Annotated in this window: 15 protein-coding genes, 1 tRNA gene and 1 pseudogene; 7 read left to right on the top strand and 10 right to left on the bottom strand. The window is 59.6% G+C overall.

Going from position 1 to position 19805, the window contains the following annotated elements; all coding sequences use genetic code 11:
• Window positions 1–86: 86 nt before the first annotated feature.
• The 4 genes from RCH93_RS15135 to RCH93_RS15120 all read right to left on the bottom strand — a co-directional run bounded on the left by RCH93_RS15135 (window position 87) and on the right by RCH93_RS15120 (window position 8002).
• Entirely contained in the window at window positions 87–779 is a 693-nt protein-coding gene (locus tag RCH93_RS15135) for an HAD family hydrolase (protein ID WP_306549257.1), read from the bottom strand.
• Entirely contained in the window at window positions 776–4309 is a 3534-nt protein-coding gene (gene mfd / locus RCH93_RS15130) for a transcription-repair coupling factor (RefSeq protein WP_306549256.1), read from the bottom strand. Before mfd ends, RCH93_RS15135 begins: the two co-directional genes overlap by 4 nt.
• Window positions 4310–4343: 34 nt before the next feature.
• Window positions 4344–7025, bottom strand: a complete 2682-nt coding sequence (bamA, locus tag RCH93_RS15125; RefSeq protein WP_306549255.1) for an outer membrane protein assembly factor BamA — start codon at window positions 7023–7025, stop codon at window positions 4344–4346.
• Between the two features lie 242 nt (window positions 7026–7267).
• A complete protein-coding gene (locus RCH93_RS15120; protein WP_306549254.1) occupies window positions 7268–8002 on the bottom strand; it encodes a 1-acyl-sn-glycerol-3-phosphate acyltransferase in 735 nt (244 codons plus the stop codon).
• Between the two features lie 287 nt (window positions 8003–8289).
• On the opposite strand from RCH93_RS15120, the gene icd reads away from it, so the two are divergent.
• The gene (gene icd, locus RCH93_RS15115) at window positions 8290–9507 is read left to right on the top strand and encodes an isocitrate dehydrogenase (NADP(+)) (RefSeq protein ID WP_306549253.1); all 1218 of its coding nucleotides are present in this window, start codon (window positions 8290–8292) and stop codon (window positions 9505–9507) included.
• A 12-nt stretch (window positions 9508–9519) separates the two neighbouring features.
• Window positions 9520–10239, top strand: a complete 720-nt coding sequence (locus RCH93_RS15110) for a ComF family protein (protein ID WP_306549252.1) — start codon at window positions 9520–9522, stop codon at window positions 10237–10239.
• Window positions 10240–10299: 60 nt separating this feature from the next.
• Here the strand turns inward: RCH93_RS15110 and RCH93_RS15105 are convergent, their stop codons facing one another.
• Complete coding sequence (locus tag RCH93_RS15105; protein ID WP_306549251.1) at window positions 10300–10866, bottom strand: DUF882 domain-containing protein; 567 nt, start codon at window positions 10864–10866, stop codon at window positions 10300–10302.
• 300 nt (window positions 10867–11166) lie between these two features.
• Here RCH93_RS15105 and RCH93_RS15100 point away from each other — a divergent pair, with 300 nt between their 5' ends.
• Both RCH93_RS15100 and RCH93_RS15095 read left to right on the top strand, forming a co-directional pair.
• Entirely contained in the window at window positions 11167–11661 is a 495-nt protein-coding gene (locus tag RCH93_RS15100) for a putative molybdenum carrier protein (RefSeq protein WP_306549250.1), read from the top strand.
• A gap of 123 nt (window positions 11662–11784) precedes the next feature.
• Window positions 11785–12456 carry a hemolysin III family protein gene (locus tag RCH93_RS15095; protein ID WP_306549249.1) on the top strand — a complete coding sequence of 224 codons (672 nt, stop codon included), beginning with the start codon at window positions 11785–11787 and terminating at the stop codon, window positions 12454–12456.
• Between the two features lie 444 nt (window positions 12457–12900).
• Here RCH93_RS15095 and RCH93_RS15090 read toward each other — a convergent pair.
• Window positions 12901–12998 (bottom strand) — tRNA-Sec (locus RCH93_RS15090).
• Window positions 12999–13179: 181 nt separating this feature from the next.
• Here RCH93_RS15090 and RCH93_RS15085 point away from each other — a divergent pair.
• Entirely contained in the window at window positions 13180–13470 is a 291-nt protein-coding gene (locus RCH93_RS15085) for a hypothetical protein (protein WP_306549248.1), read from the top strand.
• Between the two features lie 120 nt (window positions 13471–13590).
• The gene (locus tag RCH93_RS15080; RefSeq protein WP_306549247.1) at window positions 13591–14457 is read left to right on the top strand and encodes an ABC transporter substrate-binding protein; all 867 of its coding nucleotides are present in this window, start codon (window positions 13591–13593) and stop codon (window positions 14455–14457) included.
• Window positions 14458–14488: 31 nt separating this feature from the next.
• Here RCH93_RS15080 and hypD read toward each other — a convergent pair whose 3' ends face one another.
• From hypD to RCH93_RS15060, 4 genes are all read right to left on the bottom strand, one after another.
• Window positions 14489–16849 (bottom strand): trans-4-hydroxy-L-proline dehydratase, encoded by a 2361-nt coding sequence (hypD, locus tag RCH93_RS15075; RefSeq protein ID WP_306549246.1) that lies wholly within the window; start codon window positions 16847–16849, stop codon window positions 14489–14491.
• 2 nt (window positions 16850–16851) lie between these two features.
• Window positions 16852–17751 (bottom strand): glycyl-radical enzyme activating protein, encoded by a 900-nt coding sequence (locus RCH93_RS15070; protein ID WP_306549245.1) that lies wholly within the window; start codon window positions 17749–17751, stop codon window positions 16852–16854.
• 142 nt (window positions 17752–17893) lie between these two features.
• Window positions 17894–18832, bottom strand: a complete 939-nt coding sequence (locus RCH93_RS15065; RefSeq protein WP_306549244.1) for an SPFH domain-containing protein — start codon at window positions 18830–18832, stop codon at window positions 17894–17896.
• The gene (locus RCH93_RS15060; protein WP_306549243.1) at window positions 18832–19296 is read right to left on the bottom strand and encodes an NfeD family protein; all 465 of its coding nucleotides are present in this window, start codon (window positions 19294–19296) and stop codon (window positions 18832–18834) included. The genes RCH93_RS15065 and RCH93_RS15060 overlap by 1 nt, the downstream gene beginning before the upstream one ends.
• Window positions 19297–19619: 323 nt before the next feature.
• Between RCH93_RS15060 and RCH93_RS15055 the strand changes: the two are divergent.
• Window positions 19620–19805: pseudogene (locus RCH93_RS15055) on the top strand (hypothetical protein); the annotation flags it as partial.

Here is a 19805-nt window from a genome sequence, read left to right as displayed (position 1 = left end):
CGTTTGTCTGGACCAAGCCGCCGTTGTACCAAGCCGTCCCGCGTTAAAGCGGGGCGGCTTTTTTTATTCCGCCGGCCGGACGGCCCTTATCGGGGCAGCAGTTCCTTGAAATATTCGATGGAGGGGAAGTTGCAAGAATACTGCACCCGTTGGCGACTGCTTGGCCGCGCCACATACAGCAGATAGGCCAGCCCGTGCGTTTGCGCGGCGAACAGCACCTTTTCCGTGTCGTCGACCAAAAGGGTCCGGGTGCGATCAAAGGCAAGCTGCTGCTCCAGACGGTCCCAAAATAGCGGATCCTCCTTGGCCAACCCCACCTCCTCGGCGCAGACAATCCGGTCAAACCAAGGGCCAAGGGCTGTTTTTTCCAGCTTGATCGACAGGGTGCTGGAATGGGCGTTGGTGATCAGATAGAGTTTTTTTCGATTTTTCAGGCAGTATTCCAAAAATTCAATCACATAGGGGTGAACGCCGATCAGGTGGTTGATCCGCAGCTTCAATTCCTGCAAATCCATGCCCAACTCACGGGACCAGAAATTGAGATCCGCCCAGTCCAGGGTGTCCTTAACCTTGTGATACCTCGCCAGCAGCTGGCCTCTAGCCTCGTCCACCGAGATGTCGTGCAGCAGGCTGTAGTGCTCGGGCAGGTACTGCTCCCAGAAGTAATCGTCAAAATGCTTGTCGAGCAGGGTGCCGTCCATGTCCAGAAGCACGGTGTCGATGTTGTCCCACGGGAAGATCGGAAAAATTTTTTCACAATAAAGGGGCGTGCTGTTCATGGCGTTGTTCCTTTTAAGGAGTGCACAAGAGCCTGGATGCGGCCAAAAAGATCATCCTGCACGGCGAGCGGCACGATCAACCGTTGGTCAGGCGTCAAGCGGATGGATTGAAACGGTTTCTTCCTCTCCGGTTTTTGTTGCACCAGGGCCAGCAGTTGCTGAGGATCGACCGGCGCGTTGGCGACAAAGGAAAAAACCAACGCGTTCGGGCCCTGCTCCAGCTTGCTGACGCCAAGCCCGCGCAACTGCTGCTTCAAGGCGATAATCGCCAGCAGGGTTGCGGCCTCGCGCGGCAAGGGACCGTAACGGTCAACCAATTCCTCTTCGATAGCCGCCAGTTCCTCGCCGTCGCTGTTGCCGGCAAGCGCTATGCGGCGATAGGCGTGATAGCGCTGGCTGGTGTCCTGGATGTAATGGTCGGGCAGAAAGGCGGCGACCTTGAGTTTGATTTCCGGATCCAGCTCCTCGGCGCTTGCGGCAGCGCTCCCTTCCACCGCCTTACGCTTCAGATCGGCCACCGTTGACTGCAACAGTTCCAGATAGAGATCATAGCCCACGGCCGCAATGTGACCGGACTGAGACACCCCCAGGAGATTGCCGCCGCCGCGAATCTGCAGGTCGTTCATGGCCAGCTTGAAGCCGCCGCCCAACTCGGAACAGTCCATCAAGGCGCGGAGCCGTTGCTGTGCATCGGCCGTCAGGTGATCCAGCGAGGAAACTAAGAGATAGGCGTAGGCCTGCCGGGTGGAACGCCCGACCCGGCCGCGCAACTGATAGATGTCGGCCAGTCCAAGGTGATCGGCCCGATTGATGATGATGGTGTTGGCGTTGGGGATGTCCAGGCCGGATTCAATGATCGTGGTGCAGACCAGGATGTCGAGCTCATGGTTGATGAAACGGACCATGATGTCTTCAAGCTGTGGCCCGGGCATCTGGCCGTGGGCAACGCCGATGCGCGCCTGGGGAACCAGTTCGGCAATCGAGTCAGCCATGCGGTGAATCGACTGGACGCGATTGTGGACAAAAAAGAGCTGCCCGCCGCGCTCCATCTCGCGGACGACGGCCTCGCGAATCACCAGCTGATCATGGCGGGCGAGGAACGTCTTGACCGAACGTCGTTGCTGCGGCGGCGTCGAAATGACCGAGAGGTCGCGAATGCCCAAAAGCGACATCTGCAGGGTGCGGGGTATGGGCGTGGCGGTCAGGGTCAGGACGTCGACCGAGGCCTTGATTCTTTTGATTTTTTCCTTGTGGGCCACGCCAAACCGATGCTCTTCGTCAACAATCAGCAGGCCGAGTTTGCTGAATTGGATATCCTTGGAGAGGAGCCGGTGGGTGCCCACCACCAGATCGATCTTGCCGTTGGCGAGGTTGGCCACAATCTCCTTTTGCTGGCGGCTGGTGCGGAATCGGTTGAGGCAGGCAATCTCCACCGGAAACGAGGCAAAGCGCTCGCGGAAGGTGGCGGCGTGCTGTTCGGCCAAAACCGTGGTCGGCACCAATATCGCCACCTGATACCCGTCCTCAATGGCTTTGAAGGCTCCCCGGGCCGCCACCTCGGTCTTGCCGTAGCCGACGTCGCCGCAGACGAGACGATCCATGGGCTGATCGTGGGTGAGATCGTCAATCACGTCGTCGATGGCCTTGGCCTGTCCCTTGGTCTCATCGTAGGCAAAGGATTCTTCCAACTGCCGATAGAGATCGCCGGGCGGAGAGAAGCGATGCCCCTCGCGCATGGCGCGGCGGGCGTAGATCTCCAGCAGCTCCTGGGCGATTTTCCACACCGCCTCGGTAACCTTCTTCTTGGTGCTTAGCCATCGCTGGGAGCCCAGGCTGTCCAGTTTGGGCTCCTGATCAGTCAACCCCTGATAACGGCTGACCCAGTGGAGGCGGTCCACCGGCACGTAGAGTTTGTCGTCGTCGCGAAAAACGATCTGCATGAAATCCCCCCGCTGACCGGAGAACTCCATATTGACCAGGCCCTGAAAGATGCCGATGCCGTGATCGCGATGCACCACGACGTCGCCTTCGGCGAGTTGATCGATTTGCACCGGCTGGCCTTCGTCGCGGCCGCCCTTCCGCTGGCGGTCGGTGCGGAGCCGCTTCTCGCCAAATAGCTCGGAGGCAGAGAGGAAATGGACCTTCTCCGCAGGAAAATCAAAGCCGCGGGACAAGGGATGCTCGTAACAGTAGACTTGATCCTCCGCCTTGACGGCTTGGGGGTCAAAGGGCGGCGGCAGCAGGGTGGCGCGCAGCTGGTAATTGGCGAGCATTTCACGCAGATGTTCCGCCTGACGCAGTGAGCGACAGGCCAGGACGATGGTCTCGTGGTCGTGTTGCCATTTGAGCATGCGGTCGGCCAACGGCGCCAACAAGCCCCTTTTCTTACGGTGCAGTTCGATTTCCTGGGCCAGCAGGTTATGGTCCCCGGTTTCCAGGGTCAAGGCCGGAGCGGGTTGGTCTGGATCCGGCAACGGCGTCAGACGGGCCAGCAGGAGTTTCTCCTGCAGCGCCTGGAATTCATCCTCGCCCACAAACAGATCGGCGGGGGGCAACGCAGCCCCGTTCCGACTCACAGCCTCGGCGTAATTAGCTTCAATGCGGTCCCGCACCAACTGCATCCGCCGTCTCACCGCAGGGGGATCGCTAACGATCAGCGCGGCGTTGGCCGGCAAATAATCAAACAAGGTCTGCAGGTGTTCAGCGCCGCCGTACAGCAGGGGCAGCATGAATTCCATGCCGGGAAAATGCTGCCCCGAGGCAAACCGTTCCCGCAGCATGCGGGACTCGCCGGGCGGCCAGCGGTGCAAATCGGCAGCGGCGTCAAGACGCGCCAAAAGCGCCTCTCGCTTGCCGCTCTGTGGAAACAGCAGATCGGAGGCCGGCAGCAATACCGCCTCCGGCAGCGACTGCCGGGAGCGCTGCGACAGCGGGTCAAAGAGACGAATGGATTCCACCGTGTCGCCGAAAAAATCAAGCCGCAAGGGACCGGACTGGGCGACGTCAAGGGTCGGCGGGTACACGTCGACAATGCCTCCGCGCAAGGACAGATCCCCCTCCTGCCGCACCATGTCGCACAGTTGATAGCCGGCGGCCGACAGTGAAGCAATCAGAGCGTCGCGGTCCGTTTCCTCGCCGGCAATCACCAATTCGCAGTGCGCGTTGAGTTCGGCTGCAGGCAGCACCCGGCGCAATACGGCTTCCGCCGAGGTCAGGACAAGGCAGGGCTCGCGGTTTTCCTGCAGTTGGTACAGGGTGGCCAAGCGGTTGCACACCGTGGCCGGATCAGGGGCGAGGGGCGTGTACGGCGGAATTTCGTAGCTCGGGTGCAACAACACCCGGACCTTGGAGAAAAAGGCGATATCCTGAGCAAGGAGCTCAAGCTGTTCGTCGGCGGGAAGGATGCAGCAGAGGGTGCGTTGCAGAGTTTCCACGGCCCTGCCGAGGAGCAGGGCCGTGGAAGAGCCGTGAAGGCCAAAAATGTCGGGGGGCGGACTGCCGTCACGCAGCCGCGCAAGAATCGACTGCATGAACAGCGGTCAGATTAACATCAGGCTGTGGCCATCAGAAGGAGCCACCCATGCTGAAATCCCAGTTGGAACTGTCCTCATCGTCCTGCTTGTCGAGATTGAAGCCGAACGCCAGTCTCAGCGGACCAAGCGGAGAGGCCCAGAGAACGCCGACGCCGGCGGTCTTTTTATAGTCGCTGAAATCCCAACTGTCGTCGACGTCGTAGACGTTGCCGAAGTCATGGAAGATTTCGCCGTCCATGCCCATATCCTTGATCAGCGGAAAAATGATGGAGACGTTGCCGTACCACATCTTGTCGCCGCCGATCTTGTCGCCGGTTGCCGGGTCAATGGGGCTGATGGAAGACGACTCAAAACCACGGATCGAGTTCATGCCGCCCAGGAAAAAATGCTCGTACACCGGCAATTTGCCGTCTTCATTTTCAAAGGCCTGCCCGGCCGAACCTTTCACATGGAAGACCGTGCTCCAGATCATCGGGAAGTACCAGGACGAAGAACCTTCCAATTTGGTGAACTCAGCGTCGCCGCCCAGCGGTCCGCCGGCGTAATCGACGCTGATGCTGTTGCGCGAACCCTTGGTCGGCGAGAAATTCTTGTCGCGGGTGTCGCGCACCAGGGAAACCTCGGCCATGCTGGTGATGTGAATATCGGCGGAGCGGCGAATATACTCGGACACGTCGTCGTCGATGTCGGTGATGTCGGTGTCGGAAATGGTGTAGCCGTAATAGATCCGCCACTCTTCAACCAGCGGATGCCCCAGCCGCAACGTAGAGCCGGTGGAGTCCTTGGTGAAGTCGTCGTATTCCCGTTCCCAGTTGAACAAATCCACGCTGCCCGACACCTGGGAGTCGTACAGGCGCGGATTGGTGAAGTTCATGTTGTATTTGGTGCTCTTGCTGCTGGTGCTGGCGGCCAGCGACAGTTTGTTGCCGGTGCCGAAGATGTTGTCTTCCGAGATTTCGCCCATGAACAACACATTCTCAGACGAAGAATACCCGGCGCCGACGCTGAACTGGCCGGTGGACTTTTCTTTGACGTCCACCACCACGTCCATCTGGTTCTCGATCATGGTGGGTTTGGGGGTGACGTTCACCTCTTCAAAAAAGCCCAGACGATTCAACTTCTGGGTCGAGGTCCGGATGGCCTTGGAATCAAAACGTCCGCCCTCCTGCACCTTGAGATCGCGGCGGATGACGTTGTCGTGGGTGCGGGTGTTGCCCTGAATTTCCACCCGGTTGATGTAGGCCATGGCCCCTTTTTCAACGTGCAGCACGACGTCGATCCGCTTGGCGTCCTCGGCCTTGGTGACCTTGGGATTGACCTCGGCAAAGGCGTAGCCCTGCTCGGCGTACATGTCGGTAAGACGGGTGACGTCGTCGCGCAGCACCTGACGATTGAGGAATTCCTCGTCCCGAATCTTGAGCACGGCGATCATCTCGCCCTTGTCCTTGATCAGGTCGCCGTCGATGTCCACCGTGCCCACCTTGTACCGGGGGCCTTCGTCAATCGGAAAGGTCACGAACAGCGCGTCTTCCTTCTGCTCAACAATCGGCTCGCCGACCTTAGCCTCGATAAAGCCGTGGTTCTGGTAGAAGGCGGCAACGCGCTCGGCGTCCTGCCGGAGAATTTCCATTTTGAGCACGCCGGCGTCGGTCAACCAGGAGAGCCACCATTTATGCGTCCCGGTTTGGATGGCGTCTTCCAGCTCGTCTTCGGAAAAGCTGCTGTTGCCCGAGAACCCGATCTTTTCAATGGTGATTTTCTCACCTTCCTTTATCTCAAACCGAACCTCGGCGTTGGCGTCTGCAGGATAGCTGATGTTGGCGATGACCTCGGTATTGTAGTAGCCCTTCGACTTGTAGAGATCCCTGACCTTCTGCACCGCCTCGTTGACTTTGTTCGGGTTGAGAATGGAGTTGACGCTGATGCTGGCCGCGTCGCGAACGTCCTCTTCTTTGATCTCTTCGGCGCCGGCAATGACCACGCTGCCGACCAGCGGCTTCTCTTTCACCCGGAAGACGACGGCCTTGCCGGTTGCCGCGTCCTTGGCGTCAATCTCGACATTGTCGAAATAGCCCATGGCAAAGACCGCCTTCAGATCCTGGCGCAGGGTGGTTGGATCGTAGAGGTCGCCGGGCTTGGTGGTGATTTTCTGGAGAATGGCCCCCGAATCGATGCGCTGATTGCCCTCCGGCGCGATGGAGGCGACGGTGGCGCTTCTGTTGGAATGGGCCAGCATGGCGCCGACGATCTCTCCGGTCACCTTGTTCAGGCTGTCCAGGGAGTCCGCTTCACGAAACGCGGAATAGGGAGAATGGGGGGCGAGCACGTCGACAATGGCGCAGTCGATGCTGATCCGCGACCCCAGCTTGTTCAAACTGCCGACAACGATGTAGTCAGCCCCGGTTGATTCCGCCGCCTTGGCAAGCGCTGCCGGGGGAGGCGGCCAGGCGCCGGTGTAGCTGATCAGTTTTTCGGCCTGGCTGCGGGACATCATTTTCATCCCCTTGGCCTGCGCCTCCTGCTCCAGGGCCTTGTCCGCCGGGCCGGCGACTTTGGCGGCGTCCGGGGCATTGATCCTAAACGGCAGGAAGGTGGTGTTTTGTTCCAGCGCCATGGCGTCGCCGGAGGCGCCGGCGATGCAGCCGATGAGCAGAGCGCAGAACAAAACCGAAAAGGTCAGGGGGGTTAGCCGGGTTTTTGATGTCGACTGCATGGGGAATTTTCCTGTTTGAGTCTGTTCCTTTGCCGGGAGTGCGCTGCACACAACCGCCCGCCAAAAGAGGGAATAAGCGGCGCCCCAGAGGACGCCGGTTGATCTCCTCGCAAATTGCTGGTCATTATGACAGGTTTCGTTGTTTTTGCAAGAAATTCTGTCTTCTAATGTCGCTCGCCGCCACATTTGCAGCCGCCGTCGGCGGCCTTTGGGAGCTGAAAAAACGACGCAGGCGGCAAGGGTCAGCGAGGGAGGTACCGCTCTTCAAGCAATTTTTCCACCGCCGCATGCAACTCTCCGGCAAGCGCCTGCTTGTCGACGCTTTTGTAGTGTCCGGTGGCTAGCGGCGGCCCAACGCGAATGGTGATCTCGCCGCTGCGCGGCAAGAACGTTCCCTTCGCCAGCACCTCGTACGAACCGTTGAAGCCAAGCGGCACAATGGGCACGCCGGCCTTGATTGCCAGCATCACCGCCCCGGTCTTGAATTCGTGCAGCATGCCGTCGTCGCTGCGGGTGCCTTCGGGAAAAATGAGCACGGAACTGCCCGACGCAATCCGCTTGGCCGCCTCATCCAGACTTTTCAACGCCTGGCGGCCATGGGACCGATCTATGGGAATGTACCCGACCCGGTGCATGGCTTGACCAAAAAGGGGGATGCGAAACAATTCCTTTTTGGCGATCCAGCGGAAATCATGGGGAAAATACCCCTGGAAGGCAAAGATGTCGTACTGGCTGCAGTGGTTGCCGGCAAAGATGTAGGTTTGGTTGGGATCAAGCTGCTCCATCCCGGTCACCTGCACCCGGACGCCGGCAAGGCGGCAAAGCGTTCGCCCCCAATAGCGAGGAAAAACCTGGGCCTTGATTTCCGACTTGCGAAACCACATTAAATCGAGCAAAGAAAGCGCCGACACGATAAAGGTCAGCGGCGGCGCAAGGACAAGCGTCCACACGCCTCGGAGAAATTGCAATAGCGACATGCGTACCGTGCCGAAAAGTTGAAATGACCGCCACCGAGGCCGAGCAAGGAACCGTGGGCTCGACGCCGAAGCGGCGGAGAGAGCGGGCAGCACGTATTTAGCAGGCGCCCGCAAGAAGAGCAAGCACTTACATCCGCCGCAGGCCCCCGAAAGGATTTGCCGACGTCAGTTCGGCGGGATTGACGGGAGTTCGCCAATCGAATATACTCCTGCGTCTTTTGGCCTCTGGTCACGAAAGGCAACTTCATTGCATATACACAGACTTGTCACCTCTCAAGGAGTCTACTTTGGCTGCAGACATCATAACCATCAAAGCTGACGGATCGCTGAATGTGCCGGCTCACCCTATTATTCCGTTCATCGAAGGCGATGGAACAGGGCCGGACATCTGGGCCGCAGCGCAAAAAGTCCTGGATGCCGCTGTGGCCAGAAGCTATGGCGGAACCAGAAAAATCGAATGGTTGGAGATCCTTGCCGGTGAAAAAGCGTTCCAGACCACCGGCGAGTGGCTGCCGCGCGAAACCATCGACGCCTTGAAAAAATATGTGGTCAGCATCAAGGGGCCGCTGACCACCCCGGTCGGCGAAGGCATGCGCAGTCTCAACGTGGCTCTGCGCCAGGTGCTTGATCTGTACGCCTGCGTCCGCCCGGTTCGCTACTACCGCGGCGTGGTCTCGCCGGTCAAGGAGCCGGGGCTGGTCGACATGGTGATCTTTCGGGAAAACACCGAGGACGTGTACGCCGGCATCGAATGGCAGGCTGGAACCGAAAAGGCGAACCGGGTGATTGAATTTCTGCGCAACGAAATGGGCGCCTCCATCCGCGACAACTCAGGCATCGGCATCAAGCCGATTTCAGAATTCGGGGCCAAGCGGCTGGTGCGCAAGGCCATTCAATACGCGCTGGACGAGGGCCGCGATTCCGTCACCCTGGTGCATAAGGGCAACATCATGAAGTTCACCGAAGGGGCCTTTCGCAACTGGGGATACGAACTGGCGGCCGAGGAATTCGGGGACTCGGTGATCACCGAGGCGGCGCTCTGGGAACAGCACAATGGCCTGATCCCGGAAGGAAAAATTGTGATGAAAGACCGAATCGCCGACGCCATGTTCCAGCAGATTCTGCTGCGTCCCAGCGAGTATTCGGTGCTGGCCATGCCCAACCTCAACGGCGATTACATGTCCGACGCCCTCGCCGCCCAGGTCGGCGGGCTGGGCATCGCCCCCGGCGCCAACATCGGCGACGGCGTGGCCCTGTTCGAGGCCACCCATGGGACAGCCCCGAAATACGCCGGTCTCGACAAGGTCAACCCTGGCTCGCTTCTTCTTTCCGGCGTCATGATGCTGGAATATATCGGCTGGAAAGAGGCGGCCGAGCTGATCAAGACCGCGCTGGAAACGACCATTTCGAAAAAAACGGTGACCTACGATTTGGCTCGCCTGATGGAAGGGGCCACGGAACTTTCCTGCTCCGCCTTTGGCAGCGCCATTATCAACAACATGTAAACGCTCGGCCGGGTGACCTCTTTGTTCGAGGCCCTCAAAGATCTGTTGTTCCCGCCTGCGTGTTTGGGGTGCGAGCGGCGGCTGGATCATTCCCGGCCGCCGCTTTTTTGCGCCGACTGCCAGGCGGAGCTCGCCTTTATCCGCTCTCCCCTGTGCCCCTGCTGCGGCACGCCGCATGTCGCCGGCGGGGATCATCTCTGCGGGGCCTGTCTGAACAACCGCTACGCCTTTGACGCGGCCCGCTCCCTGCTCTTTTACCAACCGCCTGTCGCCAACATCATCCTCGCCCTGAAGTTCGGCGGCAACCTGCCTGCGGTTGCCAGCCTGGAAGCCTTGACGGCCGGGTCCGACTGCCTGGGGCAACTGGGCGAACCCGATCTCGTGCTGCCGGTCCCCCTGCACCCGAATCGACTGCGCGAGCGGGGATTCAATCAAGCCCTGGTGCTGGCCAAGGGCTGTTTTCCCCAGTGGCGCGACAAAATCAACACCGAACTGCTGGCGCGCACCCGTTTGACCACGCCCCAATCGCAGTTGAGCGGCAAGGAGCGGCGAACCAATCTTCGCAAGGTGTTCACCCTTGCCCAATCTGGAGGCGTAACAGGCAAGCGGGTGCTGCTGGTCGACGACGTCTTCACCACCGGCAGCACCGTCCAGGAATGCAGCACAATCCTGAGAGCTGGGGGCGCGGCAAGAATCGAGGTGTTCACCCTGGCAAGAAGTCTCGCCAGGTAAAAAGGAGCGCGACGGGGGCGCGGCAAGAAAGAGCAGGCGATTCCCGCAGCGATTTCGGAGTTACCAGGTCCGGAACTCTCCGGTGTCCAGGTGGACAAAATCGGCCTTGGCGTAATAGCCAACGCCGCCGGAGCGCATCTCCAAGGCGCACTGCTGAATCTGATCGGTGTCGCCCCCAGAAAAGCGCACGTCAATGGCTTGGCCTTTCATATGCAAACTGTGGCCAGCCACGCCGGAACTGGTGCGCCGCAACTTGCCGTTGGTCTTCGGCGAGCGAAAGCCTGAAATCACTTCATACACGCCCTTGCGGCCCATCTCCCCCTGGATGCCCCAGAGGATGTCAAGAAGCCGCGGATCAATGGGGTGGGTTTGTCCGGTTTGGTAGTCCCGGAGAAATTGATTTATTTGCGCCAACGCCTTGGGATTGTAGGTCTTCCCCCAAGCGTAGGTCAGGATAAGTTCCTGCTGCGTATGAGTGTGATAGAAAGCCAGGGACCGTTTGCCCAGAGCCTTTGCACAACTGATGCTCGGAGTGGAAACCACTGCCAAGCCAAGAACAATTTGTGTTGATTTTAGCAGGAAAGATCGACGGGACGAAATCGGTTGAATACTTTTATCTGTAACCATTTTCCTCTTTGTTCAAGGGTTTATCTCGTTTGTCATCCAGACAAAAAAACACCCACGCTGAGTGGTTGCAGCCCAAATTGGTCCTCATTAAAATGTACGAAATCCGCCTTGTCAAGAAATTGAATGTAAAAAAATGCAACTTCTCGAAAAAAAACACGTAAATTCAAAATGTTGCATTGGTGTTGCGATTTATCCAATGCTAACACCAGCCATCCGAGCCCTTTGGGGCCACACAAACCGGCGCGCGCCAAGGCTGCGAGGCCTTCTTGGCGGCAACGCCTTTCCCGGCGCAAACTTGGCTTGCGCCAGCGTTTTACCCACCACGCCATCCTTGTGATGAAAATCATTTCAGGAGGACAGACAGGAGCCGACCGAGCCGCTCTTGATGCCGCCATTGCCCTCGACATGCCCCATGGCGGCTGGGCGCCGAAAGGCCGAAAAACCGAAGACGGCCCCTTGCCGCGGCGGTATGCCCTGCACGAATTGCCGTCGCCTCGCTATAGGGACCGCACCGAAAAAAACATCGTAGCCGCCGACGCCACGCTGCTGTTTTCTTTCGGCCCCCTGTCCGGAGGATCCGCCCTGACCGAAGCCCTAGCCATTCGCCACAACCGCCCCTGCCTGCATATCGATTTCGAGCTGATCGCCGGCCCGAAAGCAGCAATCATGGTGGAAAAATGGCTCCAAAACCTGCGGCCCGAGGTGCTGAACATAGCCGGAACGCGGGCAAGCAGCGAACCCAGAATCTATCAGGCCGTCTATGCCTTGTTGACCGAACTACGCTGGCCGCGCTGAACCCGGCCGCCCCGCTCCCTGCCGGAAAAGCGGATGGACAAGCATGAACAGGCGCACTAAAGTACGAGGCACAGTTGCACCATGCTTCAGGCAATATGCCTTCCCTCAACATTCTCATGCGCCATGTCCCACTCCCAGCCACCGTCCACCCGTTACAGCAAGGGCGAAGAAATCGCCAACAGCCTCACCCACGGCCTGGGGGTCGTTCTTGCCGTCGCCGGGCTGGTGGTGCTGATTGTCTTTGCCGCCCTGTACGGCAACGCCTGGCACATCGTCAGCTGCTCGATCTTTGGCGCGGCCCTGATCCTGCTCTACCTGGCCTCAACCCTCTACCACGCCGTCCAGCATCCCGCCGCCAAGCCCATCCTGCGCATTCTCGATCACTCCGCCATCCTGGTGCTCATTGCCGGCACCTATACGCCGATTACCCTGGTCAGCCTGCACGGGCCCTGGGGGTGGACTCTGTTTGGCGTGATCTGGGGTTTGGCAACCTTGGGCATATTGATTGAAACCACTCGACTGCGCCGTTTTCGCGCCTGCCTGCTCGCGCTCTATGTCATTATGGGCTGGGCGGTGGTGGCCGCTGTCAAACCGATGATGCACAACGTCGGCAGCGGCGGCCTTTGGTTGCTGCTTTCCGGCGGACTTGCCTACACCGGCGGCATCGTGTTTTATCTCTGGGAGCGCCTGCCCTACAACCACGCCATCTGGCACCTTTTTGTCCTGGCAGGCAGCATTTCCCACTATTTTGCAGTGCTGCTCTATATTATTCCGGGGGCAAGAGGAATGCATTGAACCTGGACAAGAAAAACACCTTGTGAAGGCCCGCAGACTGCCGCCCCGTTCATTTCAAAACATTATTTTATCTTATAATTTCAGATCATTAAACAACAGGACTCGATGTTTCCCACCGTGCTTTTTTGACGACGAACGGGGGGCGAGGCGCTCCGTCGCGCTTGCGCGGTCAACCCGGACAGGGCTTGGCCGCATCGCCCCATGACCGGCTGGCAGCGAATTGGCAAGAATTGCCTATACTCAGACGGGGAAAGACAGCCTGCAGGCGTCGATTGGCGAGCTGAAAAAACTGGCGGAGGCGCTCAGGGTCGCACAAGCGACAAGGCCTTTTTCGCCGACCAACCATGCTTTTTTCCTTGACAGATGCGGGAAAAAGAGAATTGACAGAGGAATTTGATTCAGGATAAAATGAGGGCGAACACTGGCGTGGAAAAATAAAAAAAATGGCGGAAGTGCATGGGAATCGAACCCACCTGCCGGGCTATTCACCCGACACACCGGATTTGAAGTCCGGGAGAGCCACCAGAGCCCTTTCCACTTCCGATCAGTAGTGAAATCTAATATTTATTGAGCAGAAAAACAACAGTTTCTTATTCTTCCCCCTCAAATCACGCAGACCAGACAAACGGTCCGCGCAAGCAACGCACCCTCGATTTTCCAATGGAATGTGAACAACTGATACGTCTCGTTAAAGACTGGTATAGCCGGGTAAAACAGGAAACCATGGCTCCGGCTCGCATGATGCAGTTTGTCGATCAACACGTCAAAGGATGCCGCATCTGCCAGGCCGACCTTCTCCTTCCCGATGAAGTGGAGAAAATCCGCGAATTCGTGCTCCCGGAATCCAAAATCCCCAAGGCTGTCCGTTCGCCCGACGACGCCTCAACCCCGGAAATCTCGCCTGAAGACGAGGAATTCGAGGAAGAGGAGATCTATGTTGACGACACGGAGGACGATCTGGACGGGGAAGACGTCGACGAAGAAGATGATCTCAGCGACGACGACGTCATCTGAGACGCAGCTTGTGCCTGGCTCTCGGCGGGCGGCACACGTTCCGTTGCCGTGAAGCGACTCTGGCCGGGCAGACGCCAAGGACCAGCAACGAGGCGGCGATTCAGCCTTCTGCTTTTGTTGTTGGCCTTGATCGCGGGTGGTCAGCCTTCAGCCCGCGCTGCGGAGGCTGAGGGCGCGCTGCGTCCGTCTCAGGCGCGCATCGTTTCCCTGGGGCCCCTGATCACCGAGAACATCTTTCTCCTCGGCGCGGGCGACAGCCTGGTGGGCGACACCATCTATTGCCAGCGACCGGAGGCCGCCCGCACCAAGGAAAAGGTCGGCTCGGTCCAGGAATTGAGCATTGAAAAAATCGTCAGCCTGCGGCCGGACCTGATTCTGGCCAGCAACCTGACGCCGCCTCAGCAGGTTGCCAAGCTGCGGCAGCTGGGTTTCCGGGTGGAGGCCTTTCGCCAGCCGTCCTCCTTTGAGGGCATCGGTGAGCACTTTCTCCGCCTGGGCCAGATGCTGGGCTTGCGCGACCGGGCCGAAGCCATTGTCGGTGAGGCCAGACGCAAGGTCGAGGCCGTCCAGCAAGCGGTGGCCCCCCTTCCCCGGCGCAAAGTGTTCCTCCAGGTCGGCGCCCATCCGTTGTTCTCTTCAATCAAAAGCTCGTTCACCAACGATTTCATTGAACTGGGCGGCGGGGTCAATATTGCCGGCGATCAGGTTTCCGGGGCCATGAAAACCGAGCAGGTCCTGGCCCTGAATCCGGATCTGATCATCATCGCGGTGATGGGGTCGGAACACGGCGTCGGCGCCGAAGAAAAAAAACACTGGCTCAGCTTTGCCGCCCTTGAGGCAAGCCGCAGCAGCCGGGTGCATGTGATGGACCCGGATCTGGTCTGTAGCCCGTCTCCGGCCACCTTTGCCGACACCCTGGTCGCGGTTGCCCGCCTGATTCACCCGGAAGCGCCGCTCGCCGCAGCCAAACCGGACCTGCGGCCGTAATCCGGCCCGCCCCTCTCCGCTCCCTCCCCCTTCAAGCAAACTCCTGCGCGGTCCGCCGGATGATCTCCTCCTGGTGATCGGCGTCGAGATCCACAAAATAATCGCTGTACCCTGCCACCCGAACCAGCAGATTGCGGTAGTCGTCCGGCACCTGCTGCGCCTGGCGCAAGGTGGCGGTGTCGACCACATTGAACTGGATGTGATGTCCGCCCAGGGCGAAATAGGTGCGGATCAGGCCGCACAGCTGGTCAAGATCCTGTTCCGTGGCCAGGACGCTGGGCAGAAACCGCTGGTTGAGCAGGGTGCCGCCGGACTTGGCCTGATCCATCTTGGCCATCGATTTGATCACTGCGGTTGGTCCGTGGCGGTCGGCGCCGTGCGAGGGCGAGGTCCCGTCCGATTCGGGCAGATGGGCCAGACGGCCGTTGGGCGTGGCCCCCAACATCTTGCCGAAATAGACGTGGCAGGTGGTGGAAAGCATATTGAGGCGATAGACCGTGCCCTTGGTGTTGGGTTTGCCGTCGATGGCGGCAAACAGGCTGGCGTAGACCCGCTGCATCAGGCTGTCGGCCCGGTCGTCGTCGTTGCCGAAGAACGGGGTCTTGTTCCACAGGGTCAGGCGCAGGGGTTCGTCGCCGGTAAAATTGTTGGCCAGGGCGCCCAGCAACCGGTCCCAGGACAGGCCTTGCCGCTCGTACACATGGGTTTTGATCGCCGACAGGCTGTCGGTGACGGTGCCGATGCCGCAGCACTGGATGTAGGTGGTGTTGTAGCGGGGGCCGCCGTCGTAGTAGTCGCGCCCCTTTTCGATGCAACCCTCAATCACTGCCGACAAAAACGGGGCCGGCGAGTATTTGGCGTACATCCGCTCGATATAGTTGTTCATCCCAATCTTGAGATCAACCATGTATTCGAGCTGGCGGACAAAGGCCGCATAGAGCTGATCAAAATCGGCAAACGAACGCGGATCGCCGGTTGCAATGCCCACCCGCGCGCCGCTGAGTGGGTCCACCCCGTTGTTCAGGGTCACTTCCAGGATTTTCGGCACATTGAGATAGCCGGTGAGGATGTAGGCCTCCTTGCCAAAGGCCCCGGTCTCGATGCAGCCGCTGGTGCCGCCTTCGCGGGCGTCCTCGATGCTCTTGCCCATCCGCACCTGCTCCATGATCACCGCGTCGGTGTTGAACACCGAGGGATACCCGTACCCTTTGCGGATCACCCGCGCCGCAGCCTTGAGAAAACGAGCTGGGGTTTTGCTGCTGATGTGGACGCTGGGCTGGGGCTGCAGCAGGTGCAGCTCGTCGGTGACCTCCAGGGCAATCAGGGAGAACTCGCTCACCCCGTCGCTGCCGTCGCGGTGGACGCCGCCGAGGTTGATCTGGGTAAAATCGTTGTAGGTGCCGCTCTCCTTGGCCGTGACCCCCACCTTGGGCGGGGCGGTGTGGTTGTTGATCTTGATCCACAGGCAGGCCAGCAGCTCCTTGGCCCCGTCCCGATCCAGGAGGCCGGCGCGCAGATCCTGCTCGTAAAAGGGCTGCAGGTGCTGATCAAGATGACCGGGCGACATCGCGTCCCAGCCGTTGAGCTCGGTGATTGTGCCGAGATGGACAAACCAGTAGGTCTGCAGGGCCTCATGGAGGGTGCGCGGGGCATGCTCAGGAACCCGGCGGCAGACCTGGGCAATACGCTGGAGCTCTTCCCGCCGCTGCGGGATGGCTGCGGTTTTCGCCATTTCTTCGGCCAGATCGGCGTGGCGGCGGGCAAAGATGATCGCCGCCTCGCAGGCGATGTCCATGGCCCGGAGCTGTTCGCAGCGGTCCGAGGCCTCCGGATCGTGGTGGTAATCGAGCCGCTTGAGCCGCTCGCGAATGCGCATCTGGACATCGCGCATGCCGCTGCGATAGATCGCGCCGTCCAGGGCGGTGTGGCCCGGCGCCCGCTGCTCCATGAACTCGGTGAACATGCCGGCGCGGTAGGCGTCGCGCCACGCCTGGGGAGCCTGGCTGAAAATCCGGTCGCGCATCGAACGGCCCTGCCAGTAGGGAATGACCTCGCGCTCGTAGGTTTCGATGTCCTGGGGATCGACCGCGTAGCTGGTCATGGCCCGGCTGTTTAAAATCCGCAGGTCGTCGGCGCTGTGGCAGGTCAGCTCGGGGAAGGTCGACACCGCCTTGGGAGCCGGTCCGCGCTCGCCGACCAGGAGTTCATCCTCGCCGATGTAGAGCGTTTTGTGCTCGCAGAGATGCTTAAAGAGCAGAGCCCGCAGCACCGGCAGGCTGTGCTTGCCGCTGTGCTCCCGATAGAATTCGGTTTCGAGCAGGGCCCGCTCAATCGAGATCGCCGGGCGGGCGACGAAACTTTGAGCGCGCAATCGCGCAATTCTGGCATGCATGGTTATCCTCCGATGCGGACCGCAAGTCCGCACTGTTGCAGTATGGTCATGGCCCCACGCAGCGATTCCGGCGGCGCCGGAGCAAAATGCGCGCCCTTGTAGGGCAGATTGAGTTTGCGGTATTTGGCGGCCGCCGCCCCGTGATAGGGGAGCAGATCGACGGCGTCAACCCCTGCCAGCGCGGCGACAAAGGCGCCGACGGCCTGGAGGTTGGCGACGTCGTCGTTGACGCCGGCAATCAGCGGCAGGCGAACCTGCACAGCCATTCCCCGCTCCGCCAGCAGGCGGAGGTTGTCCAGGATCGGCGCGTTGGACACGCCGGTAAACAGCCGGTGTCTGTCTCTGTCCATCAGCTTGAGGTCAAACAAAAAAAGATCTGCTTTTTCGGCAACTTGCAACAGGACATCGGCAGACGCAAAACCTGAAGTGTCCACGGCCCGGTGGATGCCGAGCCGGCCGCATTCCCTGAGCAGGGCCAGCAGAAATTCCGGCTGGGCAAGCGGTTCACCGCCGGAAAAAGTAACCCCGCCGCCCGATTGATCAAAAAAAGGCTGATCCTGGACAACGGCGGTCATCACCTCGTCGACGCTCGCCTCACGCCCCGTGGCCTCAAGGGCCAAGGCGGGGCAGGTTTCGGCGCAATCGCCGCAGCCCAGACAACTCTCCCGCCGCCAGACAACGCCTTCGGGCGCGGCAACAAGGCTGTGGCTTGGACACTTTTGCAGACAGGCGGAGCAGCCCACGCATTTGCCTCTGTCCCAGACCAGTGCAACGGCGGGGTCAATGCCTTCGGGGTTGTGACACCACCAGCAGGAGAGCGGACAGCCTTTGAAAAACACGGTTGTCCGGATATTGGGGCCATCGTGAATGGCGTAGCGTTTAATGGCGAAGATCGTTCCCATAACTGCCCATTTTAATAACCACAGCAAATAAAAACCATTCCTAATTCAATAGCCGTCAAAGAGGATTGTGAGGAAGCGGGGGCAAGGCGGGGCAAAGAGGAAGCCCGCCCTGCAACAAGCGGCGGGCTGGAGCGACAGCAGATTATCCGACCAGCTGCTCTTTCTTTTTGGCGTGTTCCAGGGTGGTCATCACGGTCGCCACCATGGACGAGACATCGGCAAGATTGGCGGGGACAATCATGGTGTTGTTTTCCTTGGCCAGCTTGCCGAACTGATCGAGGTATTTTTTTGCCACCTCAAGATTGGCCGCATCCTGACCGCCCGGAACGCTGAGCGAGTCAGCCACCCTCCGGATGCCCTCGGCGGTCGCTTCCGCCACCTTGAGGATTTCCTGGGCCTGACCTTCTGCCTCGTTGATCCGCCGGGTCTTCTCGCCCTCGGAACGAGCAATGGCTTCGGCCCGTTCGCCTTCCGCCCGGTTGATCATCGACTGGCGCTCGCCCTCGGATTTGGCGATCTCGGCCCGTTTTTCCCGCTCGGCCTTCATCTGTTTTTCCATGGCGTCAAGCACGCTCCGCGGCGGCTGGATGTCCTTGATTTCATAGCGCAACACTTTAACGCCCCAGTTCTGCGAGGCCTCGTCCAGGGCCTCGACCACCTGGCGGTTGAGCGTTTCCCGGGCCTCAAAGGTGTTGTCGAGACTGATCTTGCCAATGGCCGAACGCAAACTGGTCTGCGCCATCTGGGCCACGGCGAAATGATAGTTGTCGATGCCGTAGGCGGACTGACGGGAATTGATCACCTGGAGATACAGACAACCGTCAATTTCCATGGACACGTTGTCGGCGGTAATGCAGGTCTGCGCCGGAATGTCGATGGACTCCTCCTTGAGGCTCCGCTTGTAGGCCACCTTGTCGAAAAACGGAACCAGGATGTGAAAGCCGGCCTCCAAGGTAGTGCGATATTTGCCCAACCGCTCAATCACGTACTCATACTGCTGATCAACGACCACCGCCGTTTTCATCAACAGCACCACGACAAACACCACCAAGGCGACAACGCCGATCAATACATTGTCCATCAGGCTTCTCCTTCCGTTGCAACGGGTTTGACGTTCACAATCAGGTTTTCTTTTTTCAGGATGCGCACCACGGTTCCCACGGCAATCGGTTGATCGGCCGCAGCCAGCCAGAACGAACCGCCGTATTTAACCTTGCCGGTCGCCGGGGGCGCAATGGCCTCGATCACCTCGCCGACGGCTCCGTCCGGAACGCCACGCTCCATGGCGTCGACGTCAATTTTTCGCCCCAAAAAAACCTTTTTCAGGGTGGAACGCAGCAGGCCCAGGGCCAAAATACTGGCCGCGAGAAACACCAGCAACTGCCCGGACAGGGACATGGGCAGACAATAAACCGCCAGCGCCGCGCACCAGGCGCCAATGCCGAAAAAAAAGACGATCAGCCCAGGCAGCAGCAGTTCCAAGGCAAAGAAGACGAGGCCGGCAAGAAACCAGAGCAAAACCGGCGAAAGGGAAAGCAGGGACATGGCGAACTCCTAAAGATGTTGTGTCCGTTGAGGATAGCACAGCCGCAGGGGGCCGGTCAAACAAGAACCAGGCCGGTCCGCGCCGCGTACTCCTGCCCCGCAGGCACCCTTCCAGCGTTCTCCAGGCTCGAGAAACAGGAAAGGATCTGCCGGAAAGGCTGTTTTTTCCCGGTACATCAGTTTATACACTTGTTATTATCGTCATTCTTCCTTAAAAATGAAATGATGTCGATGCAGCATTGAGACCAGCCCTTCATTGCCAACAACCAACCACTGTCTGATTCCTCACGAACACGTCAGCCTGCGTTCAGGAAATTTTCTCCATGCCCGTTCTTCGCTCCCTGTTTTCCTCCTGCCTGCTCTTCTTAGGAGGCCTGGCCCTGTTGGCCCTCTCCGGCGCCGCCGTAATTCATGCCCAGGAACCAACGCCGGTCCCGCCCACGCCGATGATCGACGCCCCCTCCCCGCCAGCAGCAGTGCCCGCCCAGGGGCCGCAACAGGGACTCCCT

The sequence above is a fragment of the Desulfobulbus sp. genome, from assembly GCF_030824455.1.
Lineage (GTDB): Bacteria > Desulfobacterota > Desulfobulbia > Desulfobulbales > Desulfobulbaceae > Desulfobulbus.
Note: the sequence above shows the minus strand (reverse complement) of the source record. Positions and strands in the feature narration are given on the sequence as shown.

What these genes read in the sequence shown, in the direction of transcription:
- RCH93_RS15135 (WP_306549257.1), bottom strand. Translation starts at nt 779, where the DNA reads ATGAACAGCACGCCCCTTTATTGTGAAAAAATTTTTCCGATCTTCCCG.
- mfd (WP_306549256.1), bottom strand. Translation starts at nt 4,309, where the DNA reads ATGCAGTCGATTCTTGCGCGGCTGCGTGACGGCAGTCCGCCCCCCGAC.
- bamA (WP_306549255.1), bottom strand. Translation starts at nt 7,025, where the DNA reads ATGCAGTCGACATCAAAAACCCGGCTAACCCCCCTGACCTTTTCGGTT.
- RCH93_RS15120 (WP_306549254.1), bottom strand. Translation starts at nt 8,002, where the DNA reads ATGTCGCTATTGCAATTTCTCCGAGGCGTGTGGACGCTTGTCCTTGCG.
- RCH93_RS15105 (WP_306549251.1), bottom strand. Translation starts at nt 10,866, where the DNA reads ATGGTTACAGATAAAAGTATTCAACCGATTTCGTCCCGTCGATCTTTC.
- RCH93_RS15095 (WP_306549249.1), top strand. Translation starts at nt 11,785, where the DNA reads ATGTCCCACTCCCAGCCACCGTCCACCCGTTACAGCAAGGGCGAAGAA.
- RCH93_RS15085 (WP_306549248.1), top strand. Translation starts at nt 13,180, where the DNA reads ATGGCTCCGGCTCGCATGATGCAGTTTGTCGATCAACACGTCAAAGGA.
- hypD (WP_306549246.1), bottom strand. Translation starts at nt 16,849, where the DNA reads ATGCATGCCAGAATTGCGCGATTGCGCGCTCAAAGTTTCGTCGCCCGC.
- RCH93_RS15070 (WP_306549245.1), bottom strand. Translation starts at nt 17,751, where the DNA reads ATGGGAACGATCTTCGCCATTAAACGCTACGCCATTCACGATGGCCCC.
- RCH93_RS15065 (WP_306549244.1), bottom strand. Translation starts at nt 18,832, where the DNA reads ATGGACAATGTATTGATCGGCGTTGTCGCCTTGGTGGTGTTTGTCGTG.
- RCH93_RS15060 (WP_306549243.1), bottom strand. Translation starts at nt 19,296, where the DNA reads ATGTCCCTGCTTTCCCTTTCGCCGGTTTTGCTCTGGTTTCTTGCCGGC.